This is a genomic window from Paraburkholderia sp. BL9I2N2 (assembly GCF_004339745.1).
Classification (GTDB): domain Bacteria; phylum Pseudomonadota; class Gammaproteobacteria; order Burkholderiales; family Burkholderiaceae; genus Paraburkholderia.
Map to the genome: position 1 here is coordinate 70,730 of NZ_SMGP01000001.1, position 16,317 is coordinate 87,046.

At 64.0% G+C, this 16,317-nt stretch carries 15 protein-coding genes; 11 read left to right on the forward strand and 4 right to left on the reverse strand.

Features of this window, described 5'->3' with window-relative positions:
- Window positions 1–56: 56 nt before the first annotated feature.
- The 4 genes from accB to B0G74_RS00345 form a co-directional block, all read right to left on the reverse strand.
- The gene (gene accB, locus B0G74_RS00330) at window positions 57–530 is read right to left on the reverse strand and encodes an acetyl-CoA carboxylase biotin carboxyl carrier protein (RefSeq protein ID WP_132373002.1); all 474 of its coding nucleotides are present in this window, start codon (window positions 528–530) and stop codon (window positions 57–59) included.
- 68 nt (window positions 531–598) lie between these two features.
- Window positions 599–1,054, reverse strand: coding sequence for a type II 3-dehydroquinate dehydratase (aroQ, locus tag B0G74_RS00335; RefSeq protein WP_132373004.1), 456 nt, complete (start codon window positions 1,052–1,054; stop codon window positions 599–601).
- A 194-nt stretch (window positions 1,055–1,248) separates the two neighbouring features.
- Window positions 1,249–1,800, reverse strand: a complete 552-nt coding sequence (locus B0G74_RS00340; RefSeq protein WP_132373006.1) for a TlpA disulfide reductase family protein — start codon at window positions 1,798–1,800, stop codon at window positions 1,249–1,251.
- 10 nt (window positions 1,801–1,810) lie between these two features.
- Window positions 1,811–2,464: a UDP-N-acetylmuramate--alanine ligase gene (locus B0G74_RS00345; RefSeq protein ID WP_132373008.1), complete on the reverse strand. Its 654-nt coding sequence runs from the start codon at window positions 2,462–2,464 to the stop codon at window positions 1,811–1,813.
- A 277-nt stretch (window positions 2,465–2,741) separates the two neighbouring features.
- Here B0G74_RS00345 and mpl point away from each other — a divergent pair, with 277 nt between their 5' ends.
- The 11 genes from mpl (at window position 2,742) to B0G74_RS00410 (ending at window position 16,273) form a co-directional block, all read left to right on the forward strand.
- Window positions 2,742–4,136 (forward strand): UDP-N-acetylmuramate:L-alanyl-gamma-D-glutamyl-meso-diaminopimelate ligase, encoded by a 1,395-nt coding sequence (mpl, locus tag B0G74_RS00350; RefSeq protein WP_132373010.1) that lies wholly within the window; start codon window positions 2,742–2,744, stop codon window positions 4,134–4,136.
- On the forward strand, window positions 4,133–4,735 hold the full coding sequence (locus tag B0G74_RS00355; RefSeq protein WP_132373011.1) for a YqiA/YcfP family alpha/beta fold hydrolase: 603 nt from the start codon (window positions 4,133–4,135) through the stop codon (window positions 4,733–4,735). The genes mpl and B0G74_RS00355 overlap by 4 nt, the downstream gene beginning before the upstream one ends.
- Window positions 4,736–4,921: 186 nt before the next feature.
- The gene (locus B0G74_RS00360; RefSeq protein WP_132373013.1) at window positions 4,922–7,039 is read left to right on the forward strand and encodes an RNB domain-containing ribonuclease; all 2,118 of its coding nucleotides are present in this window, start codon (window positions 4,922–4,924) and stop codon (window positions 7,037–7,039) included.
- A complete protein-coding gene (gene aroE, locus B0G74_RS00365) occupies window positions 7,036–7,899 on the forward strand; it encodes a shikimate dehydrogenase (RefSeq protein WP_132373015.1) in 864 nt (287 codons plus the stop codon). Before B0G74_RS00360 ends, aroE begins: the two co-directional genes overlap by 4 nt.
- A 50-nt stretch (window positions 7,900–7,949) precedes the next feature.
- Window positions 7,950–8,672 carry a monofunctional biosynthetic peptidoglycan transglycosylase gene (gene mtgA / locus B0G74_RS00370; RefSeq protein ID WP_132373017.1) on the forward strand — a complete coding sequence of 241 codons (723 nt, stop codon included), beginning with the start codon at window positions 7,950–7,952 and terminating at the stop codon, window positions 8,670–8,672.
- 242 nt (window positions 8,673–8,914) lie between these two features.
- Window positions 8,915–10,111: an IS4 family transposase gene (locus tag B0G74_RS00375; protein ID WP_132373019.1), complete on the forward strand. Its 1,197-nt coding sequence runs from the start codon at window positions 8,915–8,917 to the stop codon at window positions 10,109–10,111.
- Between the two features lie 1,511 nt (window positions 10,112–11,622).
- Window positions 11,623–12,603, forward strand: a complete 981-nt coding sequence (locus B0G74_RS00390; RefSeq protein WP_132373021.1) for an IclR family transcriptional regulator — start codon at window positions 11,623–11,625, stop codon at window positions 12,601–12,603.
- Window positions 12,600–13,652, forward strand: a complete 1,053-nt coding sequence (locus tag B0G74_RS00395; protein ID WP_132373023.1) for a 2-dehydro-3-deoxygalactonokinase — start codon at window positions 12,600–12,602, stop codon at window positions 13,650–13,652. Before B0G74_RS00390 ends, B0G74_RS00395 begins: the two co-directional genes overlap by 4 nt.
- Before the next feature lie 36 nt (window positions 13,653–13,688).
- Window positions 13,689–14,369 (forward strand): 2-dehydro-3-deoxy-6-phosphogalactonate aldolase, encoded by a 681-nt coding sequence (locus B0G74_RS00400; RefSeq protein WP_132373025.1) that lies wholly within the window; start codon window positions 13,689–13,691, stop codon window positions 14,367–14,369.
- The gene (locus B0G74_RS00405) at window positions 14,366–15,142 is read left to right on the forward strand and encodes an SDR family oxidoreductase (protein ID WP_132373027.1); all 777 of its coding nucleotides are present in this window, start codon (window positions 14,366–14,368) and stop codon (window positions 15,140–15,142) included. Before B0G74_RS00400 ends, B0G74_RS00405 begins: the two co-directional genes overlap by 4 nt.
- A 132-nt stretch (window positions 15,143–15,274) precedes the next feature.
- Window positions 15,275–16,273, forward strand: coding sequence for an arabinose ABC transporter substrate-binding protein (locus tag B0G74_RS00410; protein ID WP_132373029.1), 999 nt, complete (start codon window positions 15,275–15,277; stop codon window positions 16,271–16,273).
- Window positions 16,274–16,317 lie beyond the last annotated feature (44 nt).

Here is a 16,317-nt window from a genome sequence, read left to right on the forward strand (position 1 = left end):
TCGGTCGCGCGCCTGGGAGCAACGGCGCGCGGGCGGCATGCGCAAAGCGTGCCGCGTCAGCCGACCACGAACAGCGGTTGGCCGTACTCGACCGCCTGACCGTTTTCGACGAGGATTTCCTTCACCACGCCGGACTTGTCCGACTCGATTTCGTTGAGCAGCTTCATCGCTTCGATGATGCAGATCGTCTGGCCTTCCTTGACCGTGTCGCCCACCTGGACGAACGGATCGGCGCCCGGTGACGGCGCGCGGTAGAAGGTGCCGACCATCGGCGAGGTCACCACATGGCCTTGCGGCGCGGCGGCCGCCGGCGTAGCCGGTGCGGCTGCTGCAGCCGCCGCCGGCGCTTCGCCACCGAGTGCCGGTGCCGGCTGCGCGTATTGCGGCGCGTACGACGCGGACGGTTGTACGTAAACCGGCGGCGCATTCTTGACGATGCGGACCTTGCCTTCGCCCTCGGTCACTTCGAGTTCGGAAATACCGGACTCCGAGACGAGGTCGATCAGTGTTTTCAGTTTACGTAGGTCCATCAGGCAGCCCCTTTAATGCGTAAAGTGCCGGCGCGTACGCAGCCGGCGCAAATTAGACGTGTTTGGAATCAGCCGCGCGACGAGCCGGCGGACAGCCGGTCGAGCGCGAATTCGAGCGCGTACAGATATCCCTTCCAGCCGAGGCCGCAAATCACGCCCTCAGCCTGGTCGGAGAAATACGAGTGATGCCGGAACGGTTCGCGACGATGCACGTTCGACAGATGAATCTCGACGAACGGGATGCCGACCCCCGCCAGTGCGTCCCGAATGGCCACGCTGGTGTGCGTGTACGCGGCGGGATTGATCAGTATGAAATCGGTTTTTTCAGTCCGCGCGGATTGGATGCGGTCCACCAGAGCGCCTTCGTGATTGCTCTGGAACGACGCGAGTTCGACGCCTGCGTCCGCTGCGCGGTCCGCCAGCGCCTGATCGATCTGCGGCAAGGTCACGTGACCGTAGACCTCGGGTTCCCGGGTGCCGAGAAGGTTGAGGTTGGGTCCGTGCAGTACCAGCAGTCGCGTCATGGTCGCTTCTTTTTCCGTGGAATTGGGCGCACTTTAGCGCTGATTAGAGAAACTTGTCTAGTTTCGCGCGCGTACGCATCGATGGCGGCGGCGTTTCGCCGCTGCGGCGGGCGCCCATCTTCTCTCAAATCCGTCCGATTTGCTCCTATTTTCGCGCCTTCCGCGGGTAATCGAGCGCCAAAAGAATGTGAAATTTAAAGGGCGTCGAGCGTCTGTTTCAGCGCCTGCGGGTCGATTTGTCCTAATTTTGTCGAGCGAATGTTGCCTTTTGCGTCAATTACGACGGTAAACGGCAGTGCGCCCGCAGTATTGCCGAAGGCGCGCGCGAGGTCTGCGCCGCCGAAGCCGGTCACGTAGACCGGGTACGCCACTTTCACTTTCTGCAGGAACGTCTGAACGTTTTTTTCCGAATCCACGCCAAGTCCGACGAACTGTATGCCTTTTTTCGCGTAATCGCGCTGAAGTTGCGACAGAGCGGGCATTTCTTCGACGCAGGGGCCGCACCACGAGGCCCAGAAGTTGACGACGATTGGGTGGCCTTTAAGCAAACTTAGCGTTTGCGGCTTGCCGTCGACTGTCGTCACCGGCGCGGTCCAGAGTTGCGCGACCGCGTTTTGCGGAGAGGCCGGTTGCGCGGCATGCGCGACTTCTTCGACGCCGCCGTTCAGCAAGTGGTTCGCCAGAACGCCGCCGCCCGCGGCGACAGCGGCGACAAGTACGCCTGCCAGAATCCGTCTCGTATTCATCTTGGTCAGTCTAGTTGGTTGAAGGAGCGACGTCGCTGCCGTCGAGTAGCGTCTGAACGGCCTGCAAATTCGCGCGTGCCGTGCGCCCGCGCGCGTCGGCGCGCACTGCGCCACGCAGATCGTCGGTTTCGTAGAGCGCCACGTGCAGGCCGACCGGTTCAGCCTCGCGCCCTTCATTCGTGGGGCGCCACAGAAAGCTGAGCGTTTCGACATAGCCGCGGCCGGCGAAATGCCGCGTTTCCGAGACGTCGTACTGAATGTTGGCGTTCAGAAAGTAGATGGCGACTTCCTTCGGGTTGTCGCAGAACACCTGAAGGTGGATATCCGAGTGTTCGCCGGCGGTGCCGCCGAGCACCGCACCGGTCAGATAAGGATTGAACGGCGCGAGCCGCTCCATCCATTCGACCGCGATGCGGCGCAGCCGCCGCAGCAACACAGGCTGGCTGTCGCCTTGGAACAGCGACTGATATTCGCGGATTTCTTCTTCGATCTGGTCGTTATCCGGCAGCCATTCGCCGGCAACACGGCTCTCGCCGACCACTTGCCGGGCGGCTTTGCGCTTCGCCGTGGCGTAATCCAGACCGTCTTCGGCGATCATGCGGGCAGCCGCGATGGCGATTTCCTCGCGCACGCGCTGCGGATCGAAATGAGATTTGCGGACCATCCCTCGATCATACTAGAGATTGGTGACGGCCTTTCCTGGCGGGTCGCACCGCGCGCCGGACGAGACGGCGCAGGCGAGCGCGCATAGGGTGATCGAAAGGCGTCGGTTACAATAGCGTCCTTTGCAGACGGTCGTTTCGGCCGCTCTTCTGCGCTCCCATCCCTCTCAGGAAAGCGCCGGGCCGCGCCCCGTTTTCTTGCCCCCTCAGGGGGCCTGGCGCGAGGCGACAGGTTAGGGGGCCCTTCCAGGAAAAACGCCCGCGCGGCACGACAGGCTTATGCACATCCACATCCTCGGTATCTGCGGCACGTTCATGGGCGGTCTCGCGGTCCTCGCGCGCGGCGCGGGCCACACCGTGACGGGTTGCGACGCCGGCGTCTATCCGCCCATGAGCACGCAGCTCGAGGCGCAAGGCATTGGTCTGATAGAAGGTTACGACGCGGACCAGTTGAACGGCCTGAACGCGGATCTGTTCGTGATCGGCAACGTGGTCTCGCGCGGCAACCCGCTGATGGAAGCCATTCTCGACCGCGGCCTGCCGTATACCTCCGGCCCGCAATGGCTCGGCGAGCATGTGCTGAACGGCAAATGGGTGCTGGCGGTGGCCGGCACGCACGGCAAAACGACCACCAGCTCGATGCTGACCTGGCTGCTCGAAGATGCCGGCCTCAATCCGGGCTTCCTGATCGGCGGCGTGCCGCTGAATTTCGGCGTGTCCGCGCGGCTGACCGATTCCAGCTTCTTCGTGATCGAAGCCGACGAGTACGACACGGCCTTCTTCGACAAGCGCTCGAAGTTCGTCCATTACCGTCCCAAGACCGCGGTGCTGAACAACCTCGAATTCGATCACGCCGACATTTTCCCGGATCTGGCCGCGATCGAAACGCAGTTCCATCATCTGATCCGCACCGTGCCGGGCATCGGCCGCGTGGTCACGAACGGCCGCGAAGACGCGCTCGAACGCGTGTTGACGCGCGGTTGCTGGAGCGAAGTGGAGCGTTTTGGCGTGCAGGGCGGCTGGCAAACCCTGCCGGCGGAAGACGGCGTGCCGGTCGACGAGCGTTTCGCCGTCTATCACAACAGTGAGCGTGTCGGGGTGGTCGAGTGGCAGGTGCAAGGCGAGCACAACCGCATGAACGCGCTGGCCGCGATCGCCGCCGCGCGCCATGTCGGCGTGCCGCCGGCGCAGGCCGCCCGCTCGCTGGCGAGCTTTCGCAACGTCAAGCGGCGCATGGAAGTGCGCGGCAGCGTCGACGGCGTGACCGTCTACGACGACTTCGCGCACCATCCGACCGCTATCGGCACGACCGTGGCCGGGCTGCGCGCCCGTGTGGGCCGTGACAACACGCGGATTCTCGCCGTGCTGGAACCGCGCTCGAACACCATGAAGCTCGGCGTGATGAAGGCGCAATTGCCGGGCAGTCTCGCCAACGCCGATCTGGTGTTCGGCTACGGCGCGCCGGCCGGCCGCGACGCGCTCGGCTGGAATCTCGGCGAGGCGCTCGCGCCGCTCGGCGGCAAAGCGCAGGCTTTCGACAATCTCGACGCGCTGGTCAAAGCAGTAGTCCACGCAGCGCGCCCCGGCGATCAGATTCTGGTGATGAGCAACGGCGGCTTCGGCGGCGTGCATCAGAAACTGCTCGACGCCCTTTCCGCGCGAGGCGCTTCGTGATCCTTTATCTGCACGGTTTCCGCTCGTCGCCCAATTCGTTCAAGGCGCGCGTGCTGGCGGCGCGGCTCGTCGAACTCGGCCGTAGCGACGAATGGTGCTGCCCAATGTTGCCGGTTTCGCCGTTCGAGACCGTGGCGCTCGCCGAATCGCTGGTGGCCGCCGCCCGGCCGCAAAACGTCACGCTGATCGGTAGTTCGCTCGGCGGCTATTTCGCCACCTATCTGGCAGAGAAGCGCGGCTGGCCGGCGGTGCTGCTGAATCCGGCGGTGGTGCCGCAGCGCGATCTGAGCGCTTATCTCGGCGAGCAGCCGTTGTGGCACGGCGGCGGCAGCATCGTCGTCGAGCCGCATCATCTGGATGAGTTGCGCGCGCTCGGCGTCGCGTCGATCACGCGGCCCGAACGCTATTATTTGATGGCCGCCACCGGCGACGAAGTGCTCGACTACCGCGAAATGCTCGCGCACTATCCCGGCGCACGCACTACGCTGATCGAAGGGAGTGACCACGCGATCAGCGAGTTCGCGCAATACGTCGACGACGTGCTGGCCTTCTGCGACGCGGAAGACGTCGAGCCGCCGGCGCCGCGCGAAGCCGCGTAAAGGCGCGTCAAGCCGGGCGTTCCAGCAGCGGGGCGATTGCCGCGCATCATGATTCATGCCGCCGGCGCGCGCGTATCGCGCCGCGGATCCACTACCACGAACACGTTGCCGTGCCGCGCACGCAGTGACCGATCGCAAAGCAGGATCGGGCGCGCCGGCAGATGCAAGACAGAACGAGAGTATTGAGTGAACGTTTTCTTCGAGGAATCGGGCAGTTTCAAGGCGGGCAGCGTGCTGTCGCGCCAGGGCGATGCTTTTCAGGTCGAGTTGCCGGGCGGCCGGCGCGCCAAGGTGCGCGCGAAAGATGTGCTGATCGAATTCGAAAAGCCGAGTGCGGCCGATCTGATGCAGCAAGCCGACGCCGCCGCGCAGGAGATCGATCTGGACTTCCTGTGGGAATGCGCGCCTGACGACGAATTCCCGTTCGCCACGCTCGGCGCAGAGTATTTCGGCGACCGCTTCGGGTCGATCGAGCGCGCCGCGCTGGTGCTGCGCATGCATGGCTCGCCGGTGTACTTCCGCCGCAAGGGCCGCGGCATGTACCAACGCGCGCCGCAGGAGCAACTGAAGATGGCGCTCGCCGGGCTCGAGCGCAAGCGTCAGCAGGCGCTGGTGCAGGCCGGCTACGAAGATGAACTGAAAGCCGGCCGTCTGCCGGAAGCCTTCACGGGCAGCAAGGCGCTGGGGCTGTTGACCAAGCCGGACAAGAACACGATCGAGTACAAGGCGCTAGAAAGCGCCGCGGCGGCGCGCGGTATTTCGCAGGCGCGTCTGATGCTGGAAAACGGCGCCATTCCGTCGGCGCGCGCGTTGCACGAAGCGAAATTCCTCTCCGAGTTCTTCCCGCACGGCACCGGCTTTCCGCCGGTTACCGTCGGCACCTTGCCGGAAGATCTGCCGGAAGCGGACGTGCAGGCGTTCTCGATCGACGACATCACCACCACTGAAATCGACGATGCCTTCTCCGTCGAGCACCTGGCGGACGGCCGCGTGCGGATCGGCGTGCATATCGCCGCGCCGGCGCTCGGCATTCAGCGTGGCGACGAGGTCGATGCGATCGCGCGCACGCGTTTGTCGACCGTGTACATGCCCGGCGACAAGATCACCATGCTGCCGGACAGCGTCGTCGAAGCGTTCACGCTGGCCGAAGGCGGCTTGCGTCCGGCGCTTTCGCTGTATGTGATCGTCAATCGCGAGACGCAGGAGATCGTCGCGAGCGAAACGCGCGCCGAGCGCGTGTTCGTGAAGAACAACCTGCGCCACAACACGCTCGACGAACTCGTCACCGAAGAGGCGCTCGCCGCCGGCACCGGCGACTATCCGCACAAGGACGACATCGCCGTGCTGTGGCCGTTTGCGCAGGCGCTATTCGAAAAGCGCCAGGCCGCGCGCGCCGGTTACGGTCTGCGTCGCGAAGTGCAGCGCAATACCGACTTCAACTTCTACGTGGAAGGCGAGCACATCACGATCACGCCGCGCCGGCGCGGTTCGCCGCTCGATACGATCGTCGCCGAACTGGCGATTCTCGCGAACTCGTCGTGGGGCGCGTTCCTGCACGACCACGGCGTGCCGGGCATCTATCGCACGCAGCGCGCTTTTGGCGCGCCGACCGGTCCCAAGCGCACGCGCATGCAGACCAACGCCGCGCCGCACGAAGGCCTCGGTGTCACGCAGTACGCGTGGAGTACATCGCCGCTGCGCCGTTACGTCGACCTGGTGAACCAGTGGCAGTTGATCGCCTGCGTGCAGCATGGCGTGACCGCGAAACTGGCCGCGCCGTTCAAGCCGAAAGATGCCGATCTGTTCGCCGTCGTGCAAGGTTTCGACGACACGTACACCGCGTACGCCGATCATCAGCGTCGCATGGAGTACTTCTGGTGCCTGCGCTGGCTGAAGCAGGAGAACAGGAAGCAGGTGGTGGCGTCGGTGGTGAAGGGCGATCTGGTTCGCCTCGAAGAGATTCCGCTGCTGCTGCATGTGCCGGGCCTCGGCGTGCACGCGCGCGGCACGCGTTTGCAGATGGAAGTGATGTCGATCGATGAGTTGACCGTGGAAGCCTCCGTGCGTCTTCTGCATGTGCTCGACGCGCCCACCGTTACGAGCGGCAGCGAGGCTGAAGAAGCGGACGAGGGCGAAGAGGAAATCATCGACGCCCCGGACGAGAGCGCCGAAGGCGAAGCCGAGGCGCAGGCCGAAGCCGAACTCGACGGCAACGACGCGGCTGCTGTGAAGGACGACGCCGAGAGCAGCGATGGCGCGGACGGTGCCGCTACCCATCAGCACATTGCGGAGCCGGGACGATGAGCACCCAGGATTCACGCGACCGCTATGCGGTCATCGGCAACCCGGTCGGTCATAGCAAGTCGCCGTTCATTCATGGACGGTTTGCCGCGCAGACCGGCGAGCCTGTGGAATATGGCCACCTGCTCGCGCCGGTGGATGCGTTCGTGCCGCACGTGCGGGCTTTCATCGACGCAGGCGGGCGCGGGCTGAACGTGACCGTGCCGTTCAAACTCGACGCGCATGCGTTCGCTGACACGTTGTCGCCGCGTGCGGCGGCGGCGGGGGCGGTGAACACGTTGCGTATCGACGCGAATGGTATCTACGGCGACAACACCGATGGTTTCGGTCTCGTGCGCGACATCGAGGTGAATCTCGGCGTGTCGCTGAAGGGCGCGCGCATTCTGCTGCTGGGCGCGGGCGGTGCCGCACGCGGCGTGGTGCTGCCGATGTTGGACCGCGCGCCGCATACGCTGACCATCGTCAATCGCACGGCGGAGAAAGCCGAGGCGCTGGTCGGCCAGTTTGCGCAGGCCGCGCGTGATGCGGCATGTCATCTGAGCGGCGGCAGCGCGCGGGCGATCGAAGCGGGCGCTTACGACGTGATCGTCAACGCGACGGCGGGAAGTCTCGATGCGTCGCTGCCCGAGTGCGACGACCGCGCGTTCGGCAGCGGCACACTCGCCTACGACATGATGTACGGCGCTCATCCGACCGTGTTCATGGAGCACGCGCGGAAGCTGGGCGCGCGCGGCGCGGATGGTCTCGGGATGCTGGTCGAGCAGGCGGCCGAATCGTTTTTCGTGTGGCGCGGCGTGCGGCCTGACGGTGCGCCGGTGCTGGCCGAATTGCGTGCGCTGTTGACGGCGCCGTCGCACGCTTAACGCTGGCGTATCAGGTTAAGGCACATTCCCGCACGAGGATTGAGAGCACGATGACAGCAACGCGGCGCGTGAGCCGGCCAGGTCCGGCGCGATGGGTGTTCTATCTGTGCGCCGTGGTGGCGATTGCGTGGCTCGCGACGCAGGCGTTTTACTTCGCGCAGATCGCGGTTTGGAATTACGTCAATCCGCGCAGTACAGCGTTTATGCGGTCGGACGCGTGGCGGTTGTCGCAGGATCGGCCGGATCTTTCGGTGCAGCATACGTGGGTGTCGTATGACCAGATTTCGCGCAATCTGAAGCGGGCGATTATTGCTTCTGAGGATGCGAATTTTGTTAACAACAATGGGTATGAGGCCGACGCTATTTTGCAGGCCTGGGAGCGGAATAAGGCTAAGGGCAAGATTGTTCGCGGTGGGTCGACCATTACTCAGCAGTTGGCGCGGAATCTGTTTTTGTCTCGGGAGAAAAGCTATATCCGGAAGGGGCAGGAGCTCATCATTACCTGGATGCTCGAGACCTTGATGGATAAGGAGCGGATCTTTGAGATTTATCTCAACTCCGTTGAGTGGGGGAATGGGGTTTATGGGGCTGAGGCGGCGGCTCATTATTACTACAAGACTTCGGCGAGTAAGTTGACTGCTGCGCAGTCGGCTCGATTGGCCGTTATGCTGCCGCAGCCTAAGTATTTTGATGAGCATCGAGGGTCGCAGTATTTGGCTCAGCGCTCGCGGGTTATTGCCAGGAGGATGGGGGCGGCTGAGTTGCCTGATTAATGGGGGTCTTTGCGTGCTCGGCGCTGGGTCTGTGTTTTTTTTTATGGCGTTGGCCTTTCCTTGAGTTCATGTCGGTTTATTAGCGTCGCCCCTGTGCGGGGCAATGCTCTCAACTTAAGCCCGAAAGGGCTTGTATACGGGGCGTTCGATCTGTAAACTTCATCGCATAACTGATTGATAAATCGACGATATGAACTCAAATACCAGCGTCCTCCCAACTCCTGGCTGAGTTCTCCGATTTCCTGTTCGATCCGGCGCTCGCTGAGCGCGTGCGTCTTTCTCCCACTGCATTCACCCGCAATCGCACACTGACATTGCCGCGCATGGCCGCGCTGATGATGTCGGGCATGTGCGCGAGCGTGCAGGCCGAGCTCGATGGCCTGTTTGGTGAGCTCGGCGAATGCGGCGTGCGTACCCGCGGCGTCAGTGCACAGGCCTTCAGCAAGGCGCGCCGGGGGCTGTCGGCCGAGCTGTTCGAACGGGCCCGCGCACGTCTGATTGAGCTTGCCCAACCCCATATTGACTCGATGCGCTGGAACGGCCTGAGGCCGGTCGCAGCCGACGGCACCCGGCTGCGGGTGGCGACCCGCCAGGGCCATGCGTTGCGCGCCGATCACTACGCGTTCGCGCTGTTCCTGCCGGGGCCCGAACTGACGTTGCATGCCGCGCTCCATCCGGCCGACGGCGCCGAGCGGCAGATGCTGTTCGAAGCGCTGGATGTGCTTCAGCCGCACACCGATCTGCTGCTGCTTGATCGCGGCTATATCGGCAACATGATGGTGGCTGCGCTGGCGCAGCGCGAGATCCACTTCTGCCTGCGCGTGGATACCCGAGGATGGAAATGTGTAAGCGCGTTTGCGCGCAGCGGCCAGGCCGAGCAGGTCGTGACACTGGGCGCGCCCAACGAAGAGGATGCCCGCGACTATGAACTGGCGCGCACGCCTACCACCGTGCGCCTGATCCGGGACGTCACGCCCAGCGGCCGCGTGCGTGTGCTGATGACCTCGCTGCTGGAGCGCGAACGTTATCCGGCCAGCGCTTTCGGCGCGCTCTATCATCAACGCTGGCGTATTGAGGAAGCGTTCAAACGTCTGAAGCACCGACTGCGGCTTGAGGCTGTCACCGGCCTGGATTACCTGGCGCTGCAGCAGGACTTCGGTGCGAAAACCGTCGCTGATAACCTGTGTACGCTACTCAATGACCTGGACGATCCAGCCAAAGACGACCACACCAGTCATCCAAACCGTCTGTACGCGCTGGGCGCACTCAAGCCGATCCTCGGCGCGTGCCTGCTACGGATTGAGCGCTGCCTGAACCGGCTCGCCGATCTCATGCCCGCCATCCACGGAGCCCGATGTCGTATCCAGCCCTCGCGCTCTTACCCACGACCGCCCAGAAAAGCCAAACCCCATCTCCATCTCGCGTACAAGGTCGCTTGATGGAATGGGGCTTAAGTTGAGAGCATTGCTGTGCGGGGCGGCACCTACTTTCTTTGCCGCGGCAAAGAAAGTAGGCAAAGAAAGCCGCTTCACACCGCAAATTCTTAAGTGAGTCCCCCGGCTCGGAGGGGGGAGTGGTGCATCTGGAATCTGTCACCTCGCACATTCAGCGCTCGTGACACAGCAGTCATACTTCCCGCCTCGCGCTACGCGCTCGCCGGAAGGGGCTGCTTGAAACGATGGGTTTCTCGTGCGCAGCGGGGGCCGTCGGCTTCGCCTCGGCGAGGTGCCCTCAGGCCTTTGGTCTCTAGAGCGCCTTAGTGCGGAAATGCGGAAAGCGGTGGCGTTCAAAAGGGCGCTCACGGGGGCGTAGGCGGTCCGCGCGTCGAGTCGTGCCGCACTTCCCTCCTCGCAACAAAGGCGCACGGGTTGAACGCGGTTGCGACGCGTTATCGCAAGCCTCTTTCAGTGTGTCGCCGCGGTTCTGCAAAGCACAGTCAGTGTGTCACTGCGTTTTCGCAGCCTCTTTCAGCGTGTCGTAGGTTTACCGCCGCCGCTTTCTGCGAGTCGGCGCAGTTCCGCGAAGCCTGTCAATGTGCCGTTGCAGTTGGTCGCGCATTTGTTCTGAAGCGGATCTGTCTGTTCTGCGACATCGCTATCGCGCCGATTTCCTGCGTCACAGCCGGGCTCCTAACTACCGAGAAGTGATCACCCGCCCAAGCTAAAACGCGCGCGCCGTCACCGTTCCCGAAAATTCGCAGCAACTCATTCGGATTTCGCCGCTACGACACTGAGCAGTTTCTTCAGGAACAGCGCGGCGGTACTTCATCCGAATTGGCCGCGATATGCCGCAGCGAGATATTTCTAGACGGCTGCCCATTTCAACGCCCGCATTTCGGCACCACGCCGAGGCGAAGCCGACGGCCCCCGCTGCGCACGAGAAACCCATCGGTTTCAAGCAAACCCTTCCGGCGAGCGCGTAGCGCGAGGCGGGAAGTATGACTGCTGTGTCACGAGCGCTGAATGTGCGAGGTGACGGATTCCAGATGCACCACTACCCCCTCCGAGCCGGGGAACTCACTTAAGAATTTGCGGTGTGAAGCGGCTTTCTTTGCCTACTTTCTTTGCCGCGGCAAAGAAAGTAGGTGCCGCCCCGCACAGGGGCGACGCCAACAGACCGACATGAATTCAAGGAAAGGCCAACACCCTACAGAACACAGCCAAAAAACCTAACAACGCCAAATCCCATTATCTGAATCCAACACTCACATATTGGAGCTTTCACAAAAACCGCCCTACAATCCAACGCAACACGCAAAGCGCCGCAGCGAAAGGCAAACAAAGCCACCCCCGCGCAGCGCCAAAAGCAACAGCAAAAAAACCGGAGACAAAACCCAACCATGCCTAAAACGCAAAGGCAGCACCACCACGCCCGCGACACCGCGAGCAACCCAGGCCAAATCTCCGGCCCCGCGCTGTAAGCGCAAAAAACCACCGAAAAGCGAATCGCCATGAACAAAGCGATGCCTACTCACGCCGCGAGCGAGTCCGACGCCGATCTGTCGCCATCAGCCGATCACGTGCCCAGCGCCATCCCGCGCCCGGCCGCGGCCACGGCCACGAAACCGCCCCGACCCAGCATCCACCCAGCCCCGGTAGACGGAATCGCGCTGCCCAGCACGCTGCTCGACATCACCCCGCAGCAAGCCGGCACGCAAACCCTCCTGCGCGGCCTGGCGATCCTCGAAGCGGCAGCAGCCGGCGTCCGCGACCTGCGCACCTTCGGCGCCGCGCTCGGCACGACCCGCAGCACCACGCATCGGCTGGTGAGCAGCCTCGTGCAAGCGCGCTACCTGCGCCAGGTGCAAGGCGGCTACCTGCTCGGCCCGAAGCTGATCGAACTCGGCACCATCGCACTCGAACAGATGCCGCTCACCGCGGTCGCACGCCAGCATCTGGAATCGCTCGCGGAACAGACGCTCGACACGATCCACCTCGGCGTGCGCGACGGCGACGACGTCCTGTACATCGACAAAATCCCCGGCACCCGTGGCCTCGAAATGCGCTCACGCGTCGGCCACCGCATGCCGCTGGCGTCGACGGGGATCGGCAAAGCCATGATGCTCGACCTCACGCCGGACGTCTGGCAATCGCTCTTCGACGCATCGCGCCGCGCGCTCGCCGGCGTCAGCTTCAAGCCCGATAACCGCCCTGACGCGCAGACCTTCATGCAGCGCATGACCAACTACGCCGCCGGCGGCTACACCTTCGACCTCGAAGAAAACGAAGCGTCGATCCGTTGCGTCGCGGCTCCGGTGCGCGATGCGTCGGGCGCGGTGGTGGCGGCGCTATCGGTGGCAAGCACGATTCCGTACATGTCGCTCGAACGCATGGACGAACTGATTCCGGTCGTGCAGCGCGAAGCGCGCGCGATCTCGGAAGAACTCGGCTGGCGCGCCCCGCAACCGGCAACCCGCAGGATCAAGCGATGAAGCGAGCGGGTTCTCCCACCCAGGCAGTCAGCCACGCCGCAGCAGTTGCGGTGGACGCCAGCCACGCGGATGCCGCGCTGATCGCGCTCGACTGGGGCACGACCTCGCTGCGCGCCTATCTGTACGACGCGTCCGGCAACGTGCTGGCGACGCGCGCATCGACGGCGGGCATCATGAATCTGCCGCGCAGCGCCGAGCAGGGCGGCTTCGACGCGGCCTTCGACGACGCCTGCGGTGCCTGGCTCGAACACGCGCCCGCCGCGCCAGTGATCGCGGCCGGCATGGTCGGCAGCGCGCAAGGCTGGCTGGAAGCGCCGTATGTGGACACGCCGGCGAGCGCCGATGCGCTGGTGGCCGGCATCGTCCGCGTCAAGGCGGCGTGCGGCGTGACGCTGCACATCGTGCCGGGCGTCCTGCAACGCGGCGAACTGCCCAACGTGATGCGCGGCGAAGAAACGCAAATCTTCGGCGCACTCGGCGAGGAAACGAACACCGCCGACAGCGGCAAGCGTGCCCTGATCGGCCTGCCCGGCACGCACGCGAAATGGGCGGTGGTGCAGGCGGACCGCATCGAACGTTTTCACACTTTCATGACCGGCGAAGTGTTCGCGGCATTGCGCGAACACACGATTCTCGGCCGCACGATGCTCACGCCGGATCTTCCGGACACCGGCGCGTTCCTGCATGGCGTGAACATCGCCCGGGAAAAAGGCCAGGCGGGTGTGCTCGCGACCGTATTCAGTTCGCGCACGCTCGGCCTCACCGGACAACTTTCGCGCGAACAGCAACCCGACTATCTGTCGGGATTGCTGATCGGGCATGAATTGGCTGGCCTCGATGCCGTGCTCGCGCAACAACAAAGCGCGCTTGCCGGGCAGAGCCTGCGCCTGATCGGCAACGAAGCGCTGTGCGAGCGCTATCGGCTCGCGCTGGCGCAATTCGGCTGTACCCAGGCGGAACTGGTCAAGCACGCTACCGAGCGCGGCCTGTGGCGCGTCGCGTCGCAGGCGGGGCTCGTCCAACCGGCCGCCAAGACGGCGCGCGCCTGACCGGCAGCGCCGCCGCCCACGAAACAAGGAACCGACATGCAACCTCACATCAATCTGCCCGCTCCGTACATGCCGCACGCGGGTTTGATCGCAGCGTTCGAGGCGTGTCCGCTGATCGCGATCATGCGCGGCGTGACGCCCGCCGATGCCGCCGAGCACGGTCAGGCGCTGTATGAAGCCGGCTTCCGGATCGTCGAAGTGCCGCTGAATTCGCCGCAACCGTTCGACAGCATCGCCGCGATCCGCAAGGTGTTGCCGGCCGACGCGATCGTCGGCGCGGGCACGGTGCTGCATCCGAGTTTCGTCAACGACGTGAAGTCGGCGGGCGGCGAACTGATCGTCATGCCGCATAGCGATCCGGAAGTCGTCAGTGCCGCGAAGGCGCAAGGCATGGCCTGCGCGCCAGGCGTCGCGACACCGAACGAAGCGTTCATCGCGCTGAAGAACGGCGCGGACGTGCTGAAGATGTTCCCCGCCGAACAGCTCGGCTGTCAGGTCGTGAAAGCATGGCGCGCGGTGATCGCGGCGGAAGTGCCGCTGGTCCCGGTCGGCGGCATCACGCCTGACAACATGGGCCCGTTCCTCAGCGCGGGCGCGAACGGCTTCGGTCTTGGCTCGGCGCTGTACAAGCCGGGTCAGAGCGCGACCGTGACGGCATCGCACGCGAAGGCGTTCATCAACGGTTTGCGCATCGCCCGTGCGGGTGCGAAGAAATGAAACGGCTCGCCGGTAAAGTCGCTCTCGTCACCGGCGCCGGTCGCGGCATCGGCGCGGCGATCGCGCACGCGTTCGCACGCGAGGGCGCGGCGGTCGTGCTGGCCGAACTGGATATCGACACCGCGCAGCAGACGGCGGAGCATATCAAGGCGCAGACCGGCGCGCGCGTGCTCGCGGTGCATACGGACGTGACGCAATCCGCGTCGGTTCAGCACGCGGTGAGCGAAGCCGAACGCGCATTCGGCGCGCTCGACGTGCTGGTGAACAACGCCGGCATCAACGTGTTCTGCGACCCGCTCACCATGACCGACGAAGACTGGCGCCGCTGCTTCGCGGTCGATCTCGACGGCGTGTGGAACGGTTGCCGCGCCGCGTTGCCGGGCATGGTCGAACGTGGCGCGGGCAGCATCGTGAATATCGCCTCGACGCATTCGTTCAAGATCATTCCGGGCTGCTTTCCGTACCCGGTGGCGAAGCACGGTGTGATCGGCCTGACGCGCGCGCTCGGCATCGAATACGCGCCGCGCAATGTGCGGGTCAACGCGATCGCGCCGGGTTACATCGAAACCCAATTGACGCATGACTGGTGGAACGAGCAGGCCGATCCGGCCGCCGCGCAGCAGGCGACGCTCGCTCTCCAGCCGATGAAACGCATTGGCCGCCCGGAAGAAGTGGCGATGACCGCGGTGTTTCTCGCCTCGGACGAAGCGCCGTTCATCAACGCCACCTGCATCACCGTGGATGGTGGCCGCTCGGCGCTGTATCACGACTGATTTTTGCAGGACCCGAATTGCGCAGGGGCGCATGGAGTACACCGGACGACGCGCTGGCCGCGTGTGTCACAACCGGTACAAGAAGACGCGGCCGATACCTTCTCGTTATCAATTAGTCAGGAGACACGCATCATGAAACGTAGAATTTTCCTCACGCTGGCAGCAGCGGCGACGGGTGTGCTCTTCAACGCACCGGTCGCGCAAGCTGCCGATCCGGTGAAGATCGGCTTCCTCGTGAAGCAGCCGGAAGAACCGTGGTTCCAGGACGAGTGGAAGTTCGCCGAAATCGCCGCCAAGGAAAAGGGCTTCACGCTGGTGAAGATCGGCGCGCCGTCGGGCGAGAAGGTGATGAGCGCAATCGACAACCTGTCGGCGCAAAAGGCGCAAGGCTTCGTGATCTGCACGCCTGACGTCAAGCTCGGACCGGGCATCGTCGCGAAAGCGAAAGCCGACGGCCTGAAGATGATGACGGTGGACGATCGTCTGGTCGACGGCTCGGGCAAGCCGATCGCATCGGTGCCGCATATGGGCATCTCGGCGTACAACATCGGCAAGCAGGTCGGCGACGGTCTGGCCGCGGAAATCAAGAAACGCGGCTGGGACATGAAGGACGTGGGCGCGATCGACGTGACCTACGAACAACTGCCGACCGCGCATGACCGCACCAGCGGCGCAACCGATGCACTGATCGCCGCCGGCTTCCCGAAGGCGAACATCATCGCCGCGCCGCAAGCGAAGACCGACACGGAAAACGCGTTCAACGCCGCCAACATCGCGCTGACGAAGAATCCGAACTTCAAGCACTGGGTCGCTTACGGCCTGAACGACGAAGCCGTGCTCGGCGCCGTGCGTGCAGCGGAAGGCCGCGGCTTCAAGGCGGACAACATGATCGGTATCGGCATCGGCGGATCGGACTCGGCACTCAACGAGTTCAAGAAGCCGTCGCCGACCGGCTTCTACGGCACGGTCATCATCAGCCCGAAGCGCCACGGCGAAGAAACCTCGACGCTGATGTACGACTGGATCACGCAAGGCAAGGCACCGCCGGCGCTGACCCTGACGACCGGCATGCTGGCCACGCGTGACAACGTCGCCGATGTGCGCCAGAAGATGGGCCTCGCGGCAAATTGAGCGGTTTGATTCAGCAAGTGGTGACATGAAGTGAACTGCCGGCG

What these genes read in the sequence shown, in the direction of transcription:
- B0G74_RS00390 (WP_132373021.1), top strand. Translation starts at nt 11,623, where the DNA reads ATGAACAAAGCGATGCCTACTCACGCCGCGAGCGAGTCCGACGCCGAT.
- B0G74_RS00395 (WP_132373023.1), top strand. Translation starts at nt 12,600, where the DNA reads ATGAAGCGAGCGGGTTCTCCCACCCAGGCAGTCAGCCACGCCGCAGCA.
- aroE (WP_132373015.1), top strand. Translation starts at nt 7,036, where the DNA reads ATGAGCACCCAGGATTCACGCGACCGCTATGCGGTCATCGGCAACCCG.
- B0G74_RS00400 (WP_132373025.1), top strand. Translation starts at nt 13,689, where the DNA reads ATGCAACCTCACATCAATCTGCCCGCTCCGTACATGCCGCACGCGGGT.
- aroQ (WP_132373004.1), bottom strand. Translation starts at nt 1,054, where the DNA reads ATGACGCGACTGCTGGTACTGCACGGACCCAACCTCAACCTTCTCGGC.
- mpl (WP_132373010.1), top strand. Translation starts at nt 2,742, where the DNA reads ATGCACATCCACATCCTCGGTATCTGCGGCACGTTCATGGGCGGTCTC.
- B0G74_RS00405 (WP_132373027.1), top strand. Translation starts at nt 14,366, where the DNA reads ATGAAACGGCTCGCCGGTAAAGTCGCTCTCGTCACCGGCGCCGGTCGC.
- mtgA (WP_132373017.1), top strand. Translation starts at nt 7,950, where the DNA reads ATGACAGCAACGCGGCGCGTGAGCCGGCCAGGTCCGGCGCGATGGGTG.
- B0G74_RS00340 (WP_132373006.1), bottom strand. Translation starts at nt 1,800, where the DNA reads ATGAATACGAGACGGATTCTGGCAGGCGTACTTGTCGCCGCTGTCGCC.
- B0G74_RS00410 (WP_132373029.1), top strand. Translation starts at nt 15,275, where the DNA reads ATGAAACGTAGAATTTTCCTCACGCTGGCAGCAGCGGCGACGGGTGTG.
- accB (WP_132373002.1), bottom strand. Translation starts at nt 530, where the DNA reads ATGGACCTACGTAAACTGAAAACACTGATCGACCTCGTCTCGGAGTCC.
- B0G74_RS00345 (WP_132373008.1), bottom strand. Translation starts at nt 2,464, where the DNA reads ATGGTCCGCAAATCTCATTTCGATCCGCAGCGCGTGCGCGAGGAAATC.